14 protein-coding genes and 1 tRNA gene are annotated in these 13,462 nt (G+C 68.2%); 8 read left to right on the plus strand and 7 right to left on the minus strand.

What is annotated here, in order from left to right; all coding sequences use genetic code 11:
* Nucleotides 1–27: 27 nt before the first annotated feature.
* Nucleotides 28–1,083, minus strand: a complete 1,056-nt coding sequence (gene dusB, locus AC3A6B_RS20945) for a tRNA dihydrouridine synthase DusB (protein WP_487838579.1) — start codon at nt 1,081–1,083, stop codon at nt 28–30.
* 167 nt (nt 1,084–1,250) lie between these two features.
* On the opposite strand from dusB, the gene AC3A6B_RS20950 reads away from it, so the two are divergent.
* Nucleotides 1,251–1,721, plus strand: a complete 471-nt coding sequence (locus tag AC3A6B_RS20950; RefSeq protein ID WP_487838580.1) for a YqaA family protein — start codon at nt 1,251–1,253, stop codon at nt 1,719–1,721.
* Nucleotides 1,722–1,734: 13 nt separating this feature from the next.
* On the opposite strand, the gene AC3A6B_RS20955 is transcribed toward AC3A6B_RS20950, so the two are convergent.
* The 3 genes from AC3A6B_RS20955 to AC3A6B_RS20965 form a co-directional block, all read right to left on the minus strand.
* Nucleotides 1,735–2,409 (minus strand): glutathione S-transferase, encoded by a 675-nt coding sequence (locus AC3A6B_RS20955; protein WP_487838581.1) that lies wholly within the window; start codon nt 2,407–2,409, stop codon nt 1,735–1,737.
* 22 nt (nt 2,410–2,431) lie between these two features.
* Nucleotides 2,432–3,523 carry a redox-regulated ATPase YchF gene (gene ychF, locus AC3A6B_RS20960; RefSeq protein ID WP_487838582.1) on the minus strand — a complete coding sequence of 364 codons (1,092 nt, stop codon included), beginning with the start codon at nt 3,521–3,523 and terminating at the stop codon, nt 2,432–2,434.
* 139 nt (nt 3,524–3,662) lie between these two features.
* Nucleotides 3,663–4,544 (minus strand): MOSC domain-containing protein, encoded by an 882-nt coding sequence (locus tag AC3A6B_RS20965; protein ID WP_487838583.1) that lies wholly within the window; start codon nt 4,542–4,544, stop codon nt 3,663–3,665.
* A gap of 77 nt (nt 4,545–4,621) precedes the next feature.
* Here AC3A6B_RS20965 and AC3A6B_RS20970 point away from each other — a divergent pair, with 77 nt between their 5' ends.
* The 4 genes from AC3A6B_RS20970 to AC3A6B_RS20985 all read left to right on the plus strand — a co-directional run bounded on the left by AC3A6B_RS20970 (nt 4,622) and on the right by AC3A6B_RS20985 (nt 9,165).
* The gene (locus tag AC3A6B_RS20970) at nt 4,622–5,734 is read left to right on the plus strand and encodes an FAD-dependent monooxygenase (RefSeq protein WP_487838584.1); all 1,113 of its coding nucleotides are present in this window, start codon (nt 4,622–4,624) and stop codon (nt 5,732–5,734) included.
* A 23-nt stretch (nt 5,735–5,757) separates the two neighbouring features.
* Complete coding sequence (locus AC3A6B_RS20975; protein WP_487838585.1) at nt 5,758–6,468, plus strand: DsbC family protein; 711 nt, start codon at nt 5,758–5,760, stop codon at nt 6,466–6,468.
* Nucleotides 6,468–8,261 carry a M61 family metallopeptidase gene (locus AC3A6B_RS20980; RefSeq protein ID WP_487838586.1) on the plus strand — a complete coding sequence of 598 codons (1,794 nt, stop codon included), beginning with the start codon at nt 6,468–6,470 and terminating at the stop codon, nt 8,259–8,261. The genes AC3A6B_RS20975 and AC3A6B_RS20980 overlap by 1 nt, the downstream gene beginning before the upstream one ends.
* 124 nt (nt 8,262–8,385) lie before the next feature.
* Nucleotides 8,386–9,165: an enoyl-CoA hydratase gene (locus AC3A6B_RS20985; RefSeq protein WP_487838587.1), complete on the plus strand. Its 780-nt coding sequence runs from the start codon at nt 8,386–8,388 to the stop codon at nt 9,163–9,165.
* A gap of 7 nt (nt 9,166–9,172) precedes the next feature.
* Here AC3A6B_RS20985 and AC3A6B_RS20990 read toward each other — a convergent pair whose 3' ends face one another.
* Nucleotides 9,173–10,303, minus strand: coding sequence for a hypothetical protein (locus tag AC3A6B_RS20990; RefSeq protein ID WP_487838588.1), 1,131 nt, complete (start codon nt 10,301–10,303; stop codon nt 9,173–9,175).
* A gap of 55 nt (nt 10,304–10,358) precedes the next feature.
* Nucleotides 10,359–10,985: a sigma-70 family RNA polymerase sigma factor gene (locus AC3A6B_RS20995; RefSeq protein WP_487838589.1), complete on the minus strand. Its 627-nt coding sequence runs from the start codon at nt 10,983–10,985 to the stop codon at nt 10,359–10,361.
* Nucleotides 10,986–11,165: 180 nt separating this feature from the next.
* Here AC3A6B_RS20995 and AC3A6B_RS21000 point away from each other — a divergent pair, with 180 nt between their 5' ends.
* The 3 genes from AC3A6B_RS21000 (at nt 11,166) to AC3A6B_RS21010 (ending at nt 13,105) form a co-directional block, all read left to right on the plus strand.
* Complete coding sequence (locus AC3A6B_RS21000) at nt 11,166–12,698, plus strand: vWA domain-containing protein (protein WP_487838590.1); 1,533 nt, start codon at nt 11,166–11,168, stop codon at nt 12,696–12,698.
* A gap of 31 nt (nt 12,699–12,729) precedes the next feature.
* Nucleotides 12,730–12,806, plus strand: a tRNA-Met gene (locus AC3A6B_RS21005).
* A 116-nt stretch (nt 12,807–12,922) separates the two neighbouring features.
* Nucleotides 12,923–13,105 (plus strand): DUF3606 domain-containing protein, encoded by a 183-nt coding sequence (locus tag AC3A6B_RS21010; RefSeq protein ID WP_214696162.1) that lies wholly within the window; start codon nt 12,923–12,925, stop codon nt 13,103–13,105.
* A gap of 6 nt (nt 13,106–13,111) precedes the next feature.
* Here AC3A6B_RS21010 and AC3A6B_RS21015 read toward each other — a convergent pair whose 3' ends face one another.
* Complete coding sequence (locus AC3A6B_RS21015; protein WP_487838591.1) at nt 13,112–13,315, minus strand: hypothetical protein; 204 nt, start codon at nt 13,313–13,315, stop codon at nt 13,112–13,114.
* Nucleotides 13,316–13,462: the final 147 nt, after the last annotated feature.

Raw genomic sequence — 13,462 nt, forward strand, 5'->3', positions numbered from 1 at the left:
CCCTCTTCTCTTCTTCTGTTCTTCAATTCATGCAGGCACTTCGGCTGCCTGCTCATCCCTTTGCGCTTGCGCGTCGTCGGAGACCGGAATGCGGTCCATCCGTGCGGCCAGCGTGTCGAAAAAATCGGCCACTGCGGCGAGTTGCGCGTCGCAGTCCTCGATGGTGTTCATCCGGCCTCTGAATTCCTCGCCGCCGGGCAGCGTGCGGACGTACCAGCCGATGTGTTTGCGCGCGGTGCGGACACCGCTGTAGTCGCCATAGAGCGCGTAATGCTCCTGCAGATGGTCGAGCATGAGGCGGCGCACCTCGGCCACGAGCGGCGGCGCGAGCTGCATGCCGGTCGCCAGGAAATGCGCGATCTCGCGAAAGATCCACGGCCGTCCCTGCGCGGCGCGGCCCACCATCACGGCGTCGGCGCCAGTGAGCGCGAACACTGCGCGCGCTTTCTCGGGCGAGTCGACATCGCCGTTGGCAACCACCGGCACCCGCACGGCCGCCTTGACGGCCGCAATGGTGTCGTACTCGGCCAGGCCCTTGTAGCCCTGCTCGCGCGTGCGGCCGTGCACCGTGAGCATCTGCACGCCGGCCGCTTCGAAGCGGCGCGCCAGCGTCACCGCGTTGCGATGGTCTTCGCTCCAGCCAGTGCGCATCTTGAGCGTGACCGGAACGTTGTGCGGCGCTGCAGCACGAACCACCGCCTCGACGATCTCGAGCGCCAGCGGCTCGTCGCGCATCAGCGCCGAGCCGGCCCACTTGTTGCACACCTTCTTGGCCGGGCAACCCATGTTGATGTCGATGATCTGCGCGCCGCGCTCGATGTTGTATTGCGCCGCCTCGGCCATCATCGCCGCATCGGTGCCGGCGATCTGCACCGCAATGGGGCCCGGCTCGCCGTCGTGGTTGGCGCGGCGCGACGTCTTGAGCGAGCCCCACAACTCCTTGCGCGATGTGACCATCTCGCTCACCGCGTAACCGGCACCGAGCTCGCGGCACAGCATGCGGAAGGGCCGGTCGGTGACGCCCGCCATGGGCGCAACGAACAGCCGGTTTTCCAGCGCGATGTTGCCGATCTGCAGGGTCATGGAGGGAAGTTGGCGCGCGCCGGGCTGCTGAAAAATGAGGCACGATTGTAGCGGCGCGAAGCGAGAGCGGCTGAAACCATTTGCGATTTCATAGAGTTTCATCGCGCGCACGCACAGCGTATACGCCGACGCTGCATAAGGCCGGGTCTTTCTATACTGCGGCGCACATGCAAGCTTGGCTCGACTCACTCTTTGCGCTTCTTGCGCTGCCGCAATTCGGGCTCAGCACCCTCTTCGTTGCCGCCTTCGTGTCGGCGACATTGCTGCCGGTCGGCTCCGAGCCGGTGCTGTTCGGACTGCTCAAGCTCAATCCCGAAATGTTCTGGCCCGCAGTCGGCGTCGCAACGCTCGGCAACACCTTGGGCGGCATCGTGGACTGGTGGATCGGCTACGGCGCACACAAGGTGGCCGACAAGTATTCGCACTCCAAGCACCACCTGCGCGTGCTCGGCTGGCTGGAACGCCTGGGCCCCAAGGCTTGCCTGCTGGCCTGGCTGCCGATCGTCGGCGATCCGCTTTGCGCCGTCGCGGGATGGCTGCGGCTCTCGTTCTGGCCTTGCGTGATCTACATGGCGATCGGCAAGTTCGCGCGCTATGTCACGATGACGATCGCACTTCTCTATATATGGCCGAACTGAGCCAGCAGCGCCATCAGCTCAGGAGCCCGTAAGGCCCGCCGCGCTCGAGCGCGCGCATGTACGCCGGCCGTGCGTGGATGCGCTCCAGATACGCCATGAGCTTGGGCCGCGACGCATCGAGCCCGCCGCGCGCCACCGCGGCTTCCACCGGAAAGCTCATCTGGATGTCGGCACCCGAAAACGCATTGCCGGCAAACCATTTGCTCTTGCCGAGTTCGCCTTCCATGAAGTCCAGATGGCTCTTGATGTTCGGCATGATGAAGGCGGCCTTGGCCTTGCTCGCGATCGCCTTGGCGATCGGCTTGGCGAAGAAGGGCATCTTCGCCTTCTCGATCTGGTCGAACATCAGCTTGAGCAGCAGAGGCGGCATCGCCGAGCCTTCGGCGTAGTGCAGCCAGTAGCGGTAGCGCAGCGCCTCGGGCGTGCCCGCCGCCGGCGCAAGGCGGCCGTTGCCGTAGCGCTCGATCAGCGTCTCGACGACCGCGCCCGACTCCGCGAGTGCGAGGCCTTCGTCGGTCGTCACCACCGGCGATTTGCCCAGCGGATGCACCGCGCGCAAGGTGGGCGGCGCGAGCATGGTCTTGGGATCGCGCTGGTAGTGAACGATCTCGTAAGGCAGCTCGAGTTCTTCGAGCAGCCAGAGTACACGTTGCGAGCGGGAGTTGTTGAGGTGGTGGACGGTGATCATGGACGGCTGCAATGCGAAGGGCTCAGGAGCTGAACAGGAAGTTCATCACATCCCCGTCCTTGACCACGTACTCCTTGCCTTCCGCGCGCATCTTCCCGGCATCCTTCGCGCCCTGCTCGCCCTTGAAGGCGATGAAGTCGTTGAAGGCGATGGTCTGGGCGCGGATGTAGCCCTTCTCGAAATCGGTGTGGATCACGCCGGCCGCCTGCGGGCCGGTGTCGCCGACGTGGATGGTCCAGGCGCGCACTTCCTTCACGCCGGCGGTGAAATAGGTCTGCAGGCCCAGCAGCGTGTACGCCGCGCGGATCAGGCGGTTGAGGCCCGGCTCTTCCTGTCCGATCTCGGCCAGGAACATCTTCTTGTCTTCCTCGTCCATGTCGGCCAGCTCGGCTTCGATCTTGGCGCAGATGGCGACCACGGGCGCGTTCTGCGCGGCGGCGTACTCGCGCAGCCGGTCGAGGAAGGGGTTGTTCTCGAAGCCGTCCTCGGCCACGTTGCCGACGAACATCGCGGGCTTGGCAGTGATCAGCGAGAACTGTTTGATCAAGGGCCTGTCTTCCTTGCTGAACTCGAGCGCGCGCACGGGCTTGTTCTCGTTCAGCGCAGCCTGGCATTTCTCCAGCAGCGCCACCAGCTTGATCGCTTCCTTGTCGCCAGAGCGCGCGGTCTTGGTGTGGCGATGCAGCGCCTTCTCGACCGTGGCCAGGTCGGCCAGGCACAGCTCGGTCTGGATCACCTCGATGTCGGAGATGGGATCGACCTTGCCTGCCACGTGGATCACGTTGTCGTCCTCGAAGCAGCGCACCACGTTGACGATGGCGTCGGTTTCGCGGATGTGCGCGAGGAACTGGTTGCCCAGGCCCTCGCCCTTGCTGGCGCCTGCCACCAGGCCCGCAATGTCGACGAACTCGACGATCGCCGGCACCACGCGCTCGGGCTTCACGATCTCGCTCAGCTGGGCCAGCCGCGGATCGGGCACCTCGACCACGCCGACGTTCGGCTCGATGGTGCAGAAGGGATAGTTCTCGGCCGCGATGCCTGCCTTGGTCAGCGCGTTGAAAAGGGTGGACTTGCCGACGTTGGGCAGGCCGACGATGCCGCACTGGAGACTCATGGCGGGGCTTTCAGAATGCTTTGGGGAACCGGGGATTTTAGGGCCCCGGGCCAGTGCCCGCCCGGCCGCCCGAAGGTCACTGGACGCCCCCTCGGGGGGCAGCGATACACGAAGTGATGGGCGTGGGGGCTATTTGCGGCTACTCGAAGCGCAGGTTTGCACCGACCGGTTGCCCGCATTTGAGCATGTGCTCCACGCCCTGCAGCACGATCGCATTCATGCCGAAGGTGATGGCGCCGTCGACCCGCGCATCGGCGCGGTAGGTCCGCAGCATGTCGCCCACTTCGGGGCTGCTCTCGGCCGTGGCCGGGTCGATGTCGGGGATCGGGCAGCGCGAGCAGGGCTTGACCGGCCGCAGTTGCGCTTCGCCTTCGCCGGTCGTGATGTGCAGCGTATCGACGCGGTCTTCGTCGTGCGCCTCGATGCCCGCGAGCACGATGTTGGGGCGGAAGCGCTCGATCCCGACGGCCCCGTGGCCGGCCGCAGCCAGCCTGGCGTTGAGTTCGGCCAGCGAGCCCTCGCTGGCCACCAGCAGCGGATAGCCGTCGGCAAACTGGTTGGAGGCCTCGACGCCGCCGGTCCATTGGAGGTTCGACAGCCGCTGGTGCTCGGGATCGAAGCGCACCAGGCGCAGCTTCTGCGGCTGGCCCGGCTGCGAGAGGAAGTCGCTGAACCACTGGGCCGCGATGTCGCCCATGTCGTAGGCCGGCACCTCGTCCTTCCACACCCGCACGCGCACGGGCTGCTCGACGCGATCGAAGGCGATGTGCAGCGCCAGCATGCCGGGCGCGCGCAGCACCATCTCGGAATGCTTCATCTGCGGCTGGATCAGCGCCATGCGCGGCAGCTGGCGCTGGGTGACGAACTCGCCCTTCGCGTCGACCACCATCCAGGCGCGGTCGAACTCCAGGCCGGTTTCGGTCAGCAGCGCCTCGGGCAGTTCGACGCCGGCGCAGGACTTGATCGGGTAGACGAACAGGCGGGCGATGGTGGCATGGAGGTCGAAGTCGGAGGCAGTCACGTGGAAGGTCCTTGGGCTGAAGGCGGTGATTGTCCCGCACGGCGCCGTCGGCAAAGGCAGGCTCCTACAATGCCCCGATGGCTCTTCCACCCGAGGTTTGCATTCGCGGCGCCGGCATCGTCGGCCGCACGCTCGCGCTGCTTTTGGCGCGCGAACGCGTGCGCGTGGCGCTGGTGGCGCCGGCCGCCGCGGCCCCCACGGGGCAGGACGTGCGCGCCTATGCGCTCAATGCGGCATCGAAGGCGCTGCTCGAATCGCTGCGCGGCTGGCCCGATGCGGCCCATGCCACGCCGGTGCGCGAGATGCTGGTCTACGGCGACGAAGGCGCCCGCGTGCAGTTCCATGCCGCGCGGCAGAAGGTCGAGGCGCTGGCCTGGATCGTCGACGTGCCCGCGCTCGAGCAGCAGCTGAGCGATGCGGTGCGCTTCCAGCCGCGCATCGAGATCGTCGCCGAGCCCGTTCCGGCGCCGCTGACGGTGGTCTGCGAAGGCCGCATCAGCGCCACGCGCGAGACATTGGGCGTGCGCTACGAGGTCACGCGCTATCCGCAGCACGCCATTGCGGCGCGGCTGCAGGCCGAGGAGCCGCATGACTGCGTGGCGCGGCAATGGTTCAACGACAAGGGCGAAGTGTTCGCGCTGCTGCCGCTCGGCGACAGGCAGCTCGCGCTCGTGTGGTCGGTCGACCAGTTGCGCGCACCGGCCCTGCTCGCGCAGACGGCGGACGAATTCAACACCGCGCTGCACGATGCCAGCCATGGCGCGCTCGGTGCCCTCCGGCTCATCAGCGAGCGCGCGGCCTGGCCGTTGCAGCGCGCGATCGCCGACCGCTGGACTGGCCAGTTCGCCGACGGGGGCTCCTGGGCGCTCGCCGGCGACGCGGCGCACACGGTGCATCCGCTCGCAGGCCAGGGCTTGAACCTGGGCCTGGGCGATGCCGCAGCGCTGGCCAACGTGATCAAGGATCGCGACTACTGGCGCAGCGTGGGCGACGCCCGGCTGCTGCGCCGCTACGAGCGGGCCCGCCGCACCGACGTGCTCTCCATGAGCCTGGCCACCGACGGCCTGCAGCAACTCTTTGCGCACAGCGCCGATCCGCTGCCGGCGCTTCGCAACTGGGGCATGCGCGGCTTCGACCGCACGCGGCTCGTCAAGAACTGGATCGCGAAGCAGGCCATGGGCCTGCAGTGAATTCCGCCGGAAGCAACAACATCATGAAATTCGCCCCTGCCCTTCTTGCCGCGTTGACCCTCGGCTCCACCTTGAGCGCCGCGGCCGGCGAGGCCGAGATCCGCCAGAACCTGGCCGCGCGCATTCCGCAGTTCGCAAAGATCGACGAGATCACCAAGTCGCCAATGCCCGGCCTCTACGAAGTACGCATCAACGGCTTCGAGATCTACTACACCGACGAGCAGGGCAACTACCTCCTGCAGGGCAACCTGATCGACGTCAAGGCGCGCCGCAACCTCACCGAAGAACGGGTCGAGAAACTGAGCGAGGTCGCCTTCGACAAATTGCCCGTGAAAGATGCCTTCAAGATCGTGCGCGGCAACGGCAAGCGCAAGCTGGCGGTGTTCGAAGATCCGAACTGCGGCTACTGCAAGCAGTTCGAGCGCGACCTGACCAAGGTCGACAACGTGACCATCCATCTCTTTCTCTATCCGGTGCTGGGGCCGGACTCGGTCGTGAAGTCGCGCAACATCTGGTGCGCCAAGGACAAGGCCAAGGCCTGGACCGACTGGATGGTGCGCGGCGTCGCGCCCGAGGCCGCCGAGTGCGACACCAGCGCACTCACCCGCAATCGCGAGTTCGGCCAGAAGTACAACATCACCGGCACGCCGACGCTGATCTTCGGCAACGGCACGCGCACGCCGGGCGCGATCCCGGCCGAGCAGGTCGAAAAACAACTCGCCGCTGCCAACTGATGGCCTCGCCGGCCATCCACTACCGCGTCGAATGCGCGGACCGCAACGCACACCTGTTCGCCGTCACGCTGACCATCGAGCGGCCCGCCGCGCAGCAGCGCGTGGCCTTGCCGGTGTGGATTCCGGGCAGCTACCTGGTGCGCGAGTTCGCGAAGAACCTGCAGAAGCTGCAGGCCGTGCAGGGCCGGCGCAAGCTGGCCGCGCAGCAGCTCGACAAGCACAGCTGGCAGATCGACTGCGCGCCGGGCAAGCCCCTGGTGCTGCGCTACCAGGTCTGCGCCTACGACAACTCGGTGCGCACCGCCTGGCTCGATCGCGACCGCGGCTTCTTCAACGGCACCAGCCTGTGCCTTCGTGTCGAGGGGCAGACCGACGGGCCGCACACACTCGAGGTGGTGGCGCCGCCGCTCCTGGCGCCCGGCGAACGCTGGTCGTGCGCGACGGCACTGAAACCCGCCAAGGTCGACCGCCAGGGATTCGGCAGCTACCTCGCGGCCGACTATGACGAACTGGCCGACAGCCCGGTCGAGATGGGCATGTTCTGGAGCGCCGAGTTCGAGGCCTGCGGCGTGCCGCATCGCTTCGTGGTCGCGGGCGCCCCCGCCTCCTTCGACGGCGAGCGGCTGATCGCCGACACGCGCGCCATCTGCGAGGCGCAGATGCGCTTCTGGCACGGCGACAAGGTCGGCAAGCGCGGCGGGCCCAAGCCGCCGCACGACCGCTACGTCTTCATGCTCAACGCGGTGGACGACGGCTACGGCGGGCTCGAGCACCAGCACTCGACCGCGCTGATCTGTACCCGCCGCGACCTGCCCCAGCTCGCCGCGAAGAAGCAGCCCGAGGGCTACACCACGCTGCTCGGCCTGATCAGCCACGAGTACTTCCACACCTGGAACGTGAAGCGCCTGCGGCCCGCCGAGTTCGCGCGCTACGACTACGGGCAGGAGAACTACACCCGCCTGTTGTGGCTGTTCGAAGGCTTCACCAGCTACTACGACGACCTGCTGCTGCGCCGCGCCGGCCGCATCGACGACACCGGCTACCTGCGCCTCGTCAACAAGACCATCAACCAGGTGCTGCAGGCGCCGGGCCGGCTGGTGCAGTCGGTGGCCGACGCGAGCTTCGATGCCTGGGTCAAGTACTACCGGCAGGACGAGCAGACGCCCAACACCACGATCAGCTACTACACCAAGGGCGCGCTGGTCGCACTGTGCTTCGACCTCACGCTGCGCGCCGAAGGCAAGGGCTCGCTCGACGAGGTGATGCGGCTCTTGTGGAAGAAGAGCGGCGGCGGCCCGATCGACGAAGCTGCCTTCGCGGCCGCGCTCGAAGCCATTGGCGGGCGGTCCTTTGCCGGGGAGATCGCGAGCTGGGTCCACTCGACCGACGAACTGCCCTTGGCCGATCTGCTGCGCAGCCACGGCGTCGCCGCGCTCGATGATCCGGCGCAGCGCGCACAGGAGCTCGGCCTGCGCGTCGCGGAAGCGAGCGGCAGCGTGCAGGTCAAGATGGTGCTGCGAGGCGGCGCGGCCGAGCAGGCCGGCTTTTCGGCCAACGACGAATGGATCGGCATCGAGCTCGGCGCTTCCAAGGGCCACAAGGCGCAAGGCTGGCGGCTCGCCAAGCTCGACGATCTGGCGCTCTACCTCGGCCCGCTGAAGAAGATCACGGCACTCGTCGCGCGCGACCGCCGGCTGCTGCGCCTGCCGCTCACGCTGCCCAGCGGCGTGACGACCTGGCGCCTCGCCGCCCAGGACCCGGCCAAATTGACGCGCTGGCTCGATCCGCAATGATGTCTATCCCCCGGCTTGCCACTTCGTGTGCTTCGCCACCCCCCGAGGGGGAGGCGCGTCCGCCTTGGGGCGGCCCGGCGGCGTCCGCCCGCGTACTGTTCCAACCCATTTCAAGGAGACACGCATGAGCTACGAGAACATCGAAGTCCGCACCGAAGCCGGCAAGATCGGCATCGTGACGCTGAACCGGCCCAAGGCGCTGAACGCGCTCAACGATGCGCTGATGACCGAGCTCGGCCATGCGCTCAAGGCCTTCGACGCCGACGAGGCGATCGGCTGCATCATCGTCACCGGCAGCGAGCGCGCCTTCGCCGCGGGCGCCGACATCGGCGCCATGGCCACTTACAGCTTCACCGACGTCTACAAGGGCGACTACATCACGCGCAACTGGGAAACCATCCGCAGCGTGCGCAAGCCGGTGATCGCGGCCGTGAGCGGCTTCGCGCTCGGCGGCGGCTGCGAGCTCGCAATGATGTGCGACTTCATCATCGCGGCCGACAACGCGAAGTTCGGCCAGCCCGAAATCAAGCTCGGCGTGATCCCGGGCGCCGGCGGCACGCAGCGCCTGCCGCGCGCCGTGGGCAAGGCCAAGGCGATGGACATGGCCCTGACCGGCCGCATGATGGACGCCACCGAGGCCGAGCGCGCCGGGCTGGTGAGCCGCGTCGTGCCCTTCGACAAGCTCATGGACGAGGCGCTGGGCGCCGCGCTGGTGATCGCTGACTTCTCGCAGGTGGCGGTGATGGCGGCCAAGGAATCGGTCAATCGCGCCTTCGAGAGCGGGCTTGCGGACGGCGTGATGTTCGAGCGCCGCCTGTTCCACGCGCTCTTCGCCACCGCCGACCAGAAGGAAGGCATGGACGCCTTCGTCAACAAGCGCAAGGCCGCGTTCAAGCACCAGTGACGCGGCCTTAGCGCGGCGCGGCCGGCGGCGGCCCGGCCTCTGGCGCCTGCACCGCATTGCGCAGCGCCTCGTTCAAGGCGGCCAGCGCGGGCGCCGACGGCGCGCCGGTGGCCGGCGGCGCACGGCCTTCGCGCCAGCGCACCTGGCTGCGCGCGACTTCGAACACCGCCAGCACCTCGTTGTTGCGTTCGAGCGAGATGCGCCATTCGGGCGTGGACGCCAACGGCTGCCCGCCGACCGCCGTGATGGCGGCCGATCCCAGCAGCGCATTGAGATCGAGCGCTTCGGCGCGCGACAGGCTGCGGCTTGCGCCGCCGCGCTGTGCGATCGTGATGCGATTCCATTGCGAAAGCGCCGCGAAAGTGGGCGGCTCCGTCGCCTCGGTGCGCACGTTCGGAGACGCAGGGCGTGCCGCGCGTGCGGCGCCCGCCGCATCGCCCGGTGCGGCCGGCGTGGCGGGCGGGCTCGCAGAAGGCGCAAAGCCTTGCTTGGCCGCGGCCTCTTCTTCGCGACGGGCTCGGGCGGCGAGGGAATCCCGCGGCGCGGGACCTGCCGCCGCGTCGGCCGAAGGTTCGGCCGGCACGACGGGCGCGGCCGGGACAAGCGGTGCGGACTGCGTAGCAGGCGCCTGGCGTGTTTCCTTCTTCCTGGATTCGGCTTCATCGGCCTGAGGGCGTGCCAATGCCGGGGGCACCGCCGCGGCTGCCGGTGCCTCCAGCATCGGTACAGGCGGCGCCGATGACGGAACGGGCGCCGATTCGGGCGACGGCGCAGGTTCGGTCGGCGCCTGCGGAGCGGACACGGCAGGCGCCGGCGCGGCGACCCTGGCCTCGCCGTCGGGCCGCGCGCCGGGCACCGGCTCTCGCTGCCAGAGCACCGTCACCAGCGTCGCAACCAGCACGGTGGCGAAGGCCGCGTTCCACGGCATGCGCGAGCCGCCGCCCAGGCCGACGAGGCGTTGCCACCACGGCCGCGTCTCCGGCTCCTGCATGCGCGCGGCGGGAAACGGCGCCACCGCGTCGTGCGCACGTTCCAGGATCGCCTTGCGCAGGCGCCAGTGAGGCGTCGCCGTGTGGTCCGGCGCATGCGCCAGCGCACGCCGCAGGGCGTCGTCCTGAAGATCGTCTTCCATGCTCATCGAGCAACCTCCGCGCTGCGCGCTCCGGTACTCGCCTTGGGAGCGGCCCGGCGGCTCATGAACGAAGCTCCAGCACGGAAAGATAACGCTCCATGCAGCCGCGCAGCTTCTTCAAGCCGTAGCGCAGGCGGCTGCGAACGGTCTCGAAGCCGACGCCGAGCGTGTCGGCCAGCGCTTCCACGGTGAAGCCGTCTTCGTGGTGCAGCAGGAAGGCGGCGCGCTGTTCGTCCGGCAACTCGTCGAGGCAGGCCAGCAGGCGGCGGCCGGCCGCGCGCCAGAACGCGAGCTCTTCGGCCGAAGGATGCGCGGCATCGGATGCCGTGCCGCCGTCGCTCAGCAGGCCGCGGCTGAACAGTTGCGCGGCCTCCAGCCCGTCGCCGTCTTCGTCGTGCGCATAGAAGGCCACCTCGCGGCCGCTCAGGCGCAGCCGGTCCATCGCCAGGTTGTGCGCGATCGTGAAGGCCCAGGTGCGCCAGCTCGCGCCCTGCGGCGAGAAGCTCTCGCGCGCCGCGATGATGCGCACCCAGGTGTCCTGGAACACCTCGTCGACCTCGGCCGCGAGGCGCAGGCCGAGCAGGCGCCGGACGAAGCGGAACAGCGCGCTCTCGTGGCGGGTGTAGAGCGTGTCGAAGGCGGCCGCGTCGCCGCCGGCATAGGCGAGCATCAGCTGGTCGTCCGGCATGGTGTCGTGAAGGGCGGGGTTCGCAGCAGCGGGCGCAAGCATCGGCAGATTTTCACCTCACGTTCTACGGACTGCGCCGCCGTTCGGGGTTAGCACCCCCTCAAAAAATATCGTCGGAACTTAACCCGGCCGGGGCCGGCCCGCCGTATCAGCCTGCATCCACAACCCGGAGCTGCTGAGATGACCATCCGCCCTTCCCTCTTTCAACGCCCGCTCGTCGCACTGCTGTGCGCGCAGCTTCTGCTGAGCGCCTGCAGCGCCACCGAGATCGCACCCGGCGCCGCGCGCTGGCCGGCCCCGGCGCCGCAGCCCGAACCCGCAAACTTCCCTTCGCCGCAACGGCCGGCGCACGTGGTCGCGCGCACCGTCCCGAATTTCGAGGCGCCCTCGGCCACCCATTGCGCGCGGCCGGTGCAAAGCTACGAAACGCCGGGCCGCATCGCCCAGCGCGATGAAGCATACACAGGGCACGGGGAGGGTCACGCGCCCCTCGGCCGCGAAGCCAAGTCGCGGCGCGCAGCTCCGGCTGAGGCCTTATCCGATGCCGCCGTCGCCATGCCGGCGCCTGCGGCCCCCGCTGCGGGCGCTGCCAGGGAAGCACTGGTCGCCGAAGCCGAGGCCCCGCGCTTCGCGCCGCCGGCGCCCGGCATGCCACCCATTCAGCGTCCCCGGCCGCAGCAGCAGGTGGTCACCGCCGGCATGGTCGACGACAACGCCGACTTCTCGGCCTACCTTCAATTCCGCCAGCGCACGCAGGTGACGCACCGCGCACGCGACGTGAGCGAGCGCTACCTGCTGCAGGTGCGCAACGCGCGCGGCATGGCCGTGCCCGATGCCGAGGTCGCGGTGCAGGCCGCGAACGGCGCTGCCATGTGGGCCCGCACCGACGCGGCAGGCCGCGCCTGGCTGCATCCCAACGCCTTCGATCCCTCGGGCAGCCAGGTGTACGAAGTGGCGGTGCGCAAGTACGGCCAGCAGGGCACGACCTTCCTGCGCCGCGGGCAGAAAAGCGCGGTCGAGCTGGTGCTGAACACGGCCGCAGTCCCGCCGCGCGCGCGCCTGGACCTGGTCTTCCTGATCGATGCCACGGGTTCGATGGGCGACGAGATCGGCAAGCTCAAGAGCACGCTGCGCACCATCGCCAACGAGGTGGCGCAACTGCCGAGCCGGCCCGACACCTGTTTCGGGCTGGTGGCCTACCGCGACCGCGGCGACGCCTTCCTCGTGCGCCGGCACGACTTCACCAACGACCTCGGCAGTTTCCAAGCGGTGCTCGATGCGCTGCAGGCCGCCGCCGGCGGCGACTACCCCGAGGCGATGAACGAGGCGCTGCACGAGACCGTGCACCGGCTGAGTTGGCGCGGCACCGACGCGACCCGCCTGGTGGTGCTCCTGGCCGACGCGCCGCCGCACCTGGACTACGGCGGTCCGCAATACGACGACGACATGATGGCCGCGCTCGGCAAGGGCATCAAGGTGTTCAGCGTGGGCGCGAGCGGGCTCGACAAGCAGGGGGAATACGTGCAGCGCCAGATCGCGCAGTACACCGGCGGGCGCTTCGTGTTCCTGACCTACAGGGAGGCAAGCAACCCCGCCAGCGGACCCGGCCGCGAGACGGTGCACGACGTGAACAACTATTCGGTGCAGACGCTGGACCGGCTGATCGTGCGGCTCGTGACGGAGGAGCTGGCCAAACTCCCGAAGGCCGGCTGAACGCCGCGGAGCCGGCTATAATCTCGGGCTCGGCTCTTTAGCTCAGTCGGTTAGAGCGATGGAATCATAATCCACAGGTCCGCGGTTCGAGTCCGTGAAGAGCCACCAAGTACAGCAAGGAAAGCCCGCTATCAAAACGATAGCGGGCTTTTTTCGTTGCCTTGCCAAGTGCCGCGCGCGAGCCTAAAAAGTCAGGCCCGCACACTGCCTACCGAGGAGTCGCAATGCCCGAAGATCTGAGCCATTTCAAGCCGTTGGACCCCGGCCGGGTCAATGCCCTCGACCCCGTCGAGCTGCAGTACTGGTGCCAGCAGCTACGCTGCAGCGAGGCCGAACTGCAGGATGCGCTCTCCAAGGTCGGCGACCACGTGACCGCAGTGCGCGATCGGCTGGCGTCGCGCGAGTGAGCGCCCCTAGTTCTTCGGGCGCCAGGCGCTGAGGAATTCAGTCGTCTTGTCGTTGTGCTGCCGCGCGGCAGCGGCCGGAGCGGACGAAGACGGCGAAGCCGAAGCATTGCTGCCCTGAGGCTGCGCAGCGGGCGCCCCGCTGCCCTTGCAGCCCGCCATGCACAGCACCAGCGTCGCCAGGCCGGCGAGCGCAACCCGCGATGTCTTCACAGTCGATTCCCCCGGTTCGCCGACCCGCCTGATGGCTGGTTTCGACGACCGTGATCCTATCTGTTTTTGAAAACCAAAGCTTTAGTTTCCATCTGAAAAGTCAGCACCGAGTACTACTTTTTTCACTGTGCGTCGCGCTTCGCAGCC

The sequence above is a fragment of the Variovorax sp. Soil_C_33 genome, from assembly GCF_057656935.1.

Bases quoted from the DNA above. Each gene is read 5' to 3' on its own strand.
- AC3A6B_RS20995 (WP_487838589.1), bottom strand. From the start codon at position 10,985: ATGCCGGACGACCAGCTGATGCTCGCCTATGCCGGCGGCGACGCGGCC.
- AC3A6B_RS20950 (WP_487838580.1), top strand. From the start codon at position 1,251: ATGCAAGCTTGGCTCGACTCACTCTTTGCGCTTCTTGCGCTGCCGCAA.
- AC3A6B_RS20970 (WP_487838584.1), top strand. From the start codon at position 4,622: ATGGCTCTTCCACCCGAGGTTTGCATTCGCGGCGCCGGCATCGTCGGC.
- AC3A6B_RS20980 (WP_487838586.1), top strand. From the start codon at position 6,468: ATGGCCTCGCCGGCCATCCACTACCGCGTCGAATGCGCGGACCGCAAC.
- AC3A6B_RS20955 (WP_487838581.1), bottom strand. From the start codon at position 2,409: ATGATCACCGTCCACCACCTCAACAACTCCCGCTCGCAACGTGTACTC.
- AC3A6B_RS20985 (WP_487838587.1), top strand. From the start codon at position 8,386: ATGAGCTACGAGAACATCGAAGTCCGCACCGAAGCCGGCAAGATCGGC.
- AC3A6B_RS21010 (WP_214696162.1), top strand. From the start codon at position 12,923: ATGCCCGAAGATCTGAGCCATTTCAAGCCGTTGGACCCCGGCCGGGTC.
- AC3A6B_RS20975 (WP_487838585.1), top strand. From the start codon at position 5,758: ATGAAATTCGCCCCTGCCCTTCTTGCCGCGTTGACCCTCGGCTCCACC.
- AC3A6B_RS20990 (WP_487838588.1), bottom strand. From the start codon at position 10,303: ATGAGCATGGAAGACGATCTTCAGGACGACGCCCTGCGGCGTGCGCTG.
- ychF (WP_487838582.1), bottom strand. From the start codon at position 3,523: ATGAGTCTCCAGTGCGGCATCGTCGGCCTGCCCAACGTCGGCAAGTCC.
- AC3A6B_RS21000 (WP_487838590.1), top strand. From the start codon at position 11,166: ATGACCATCCGCCCTTCCCTCTTTCAACGCCCGCTCGTCGCACTGCTG.
- dusB (WP_487838579.1), bottom strand. From the start codon at position 1,083: ATGACCCTGCAGATCGGCAACATCGCGCTGGAAAACCGGCTGTTCGTT.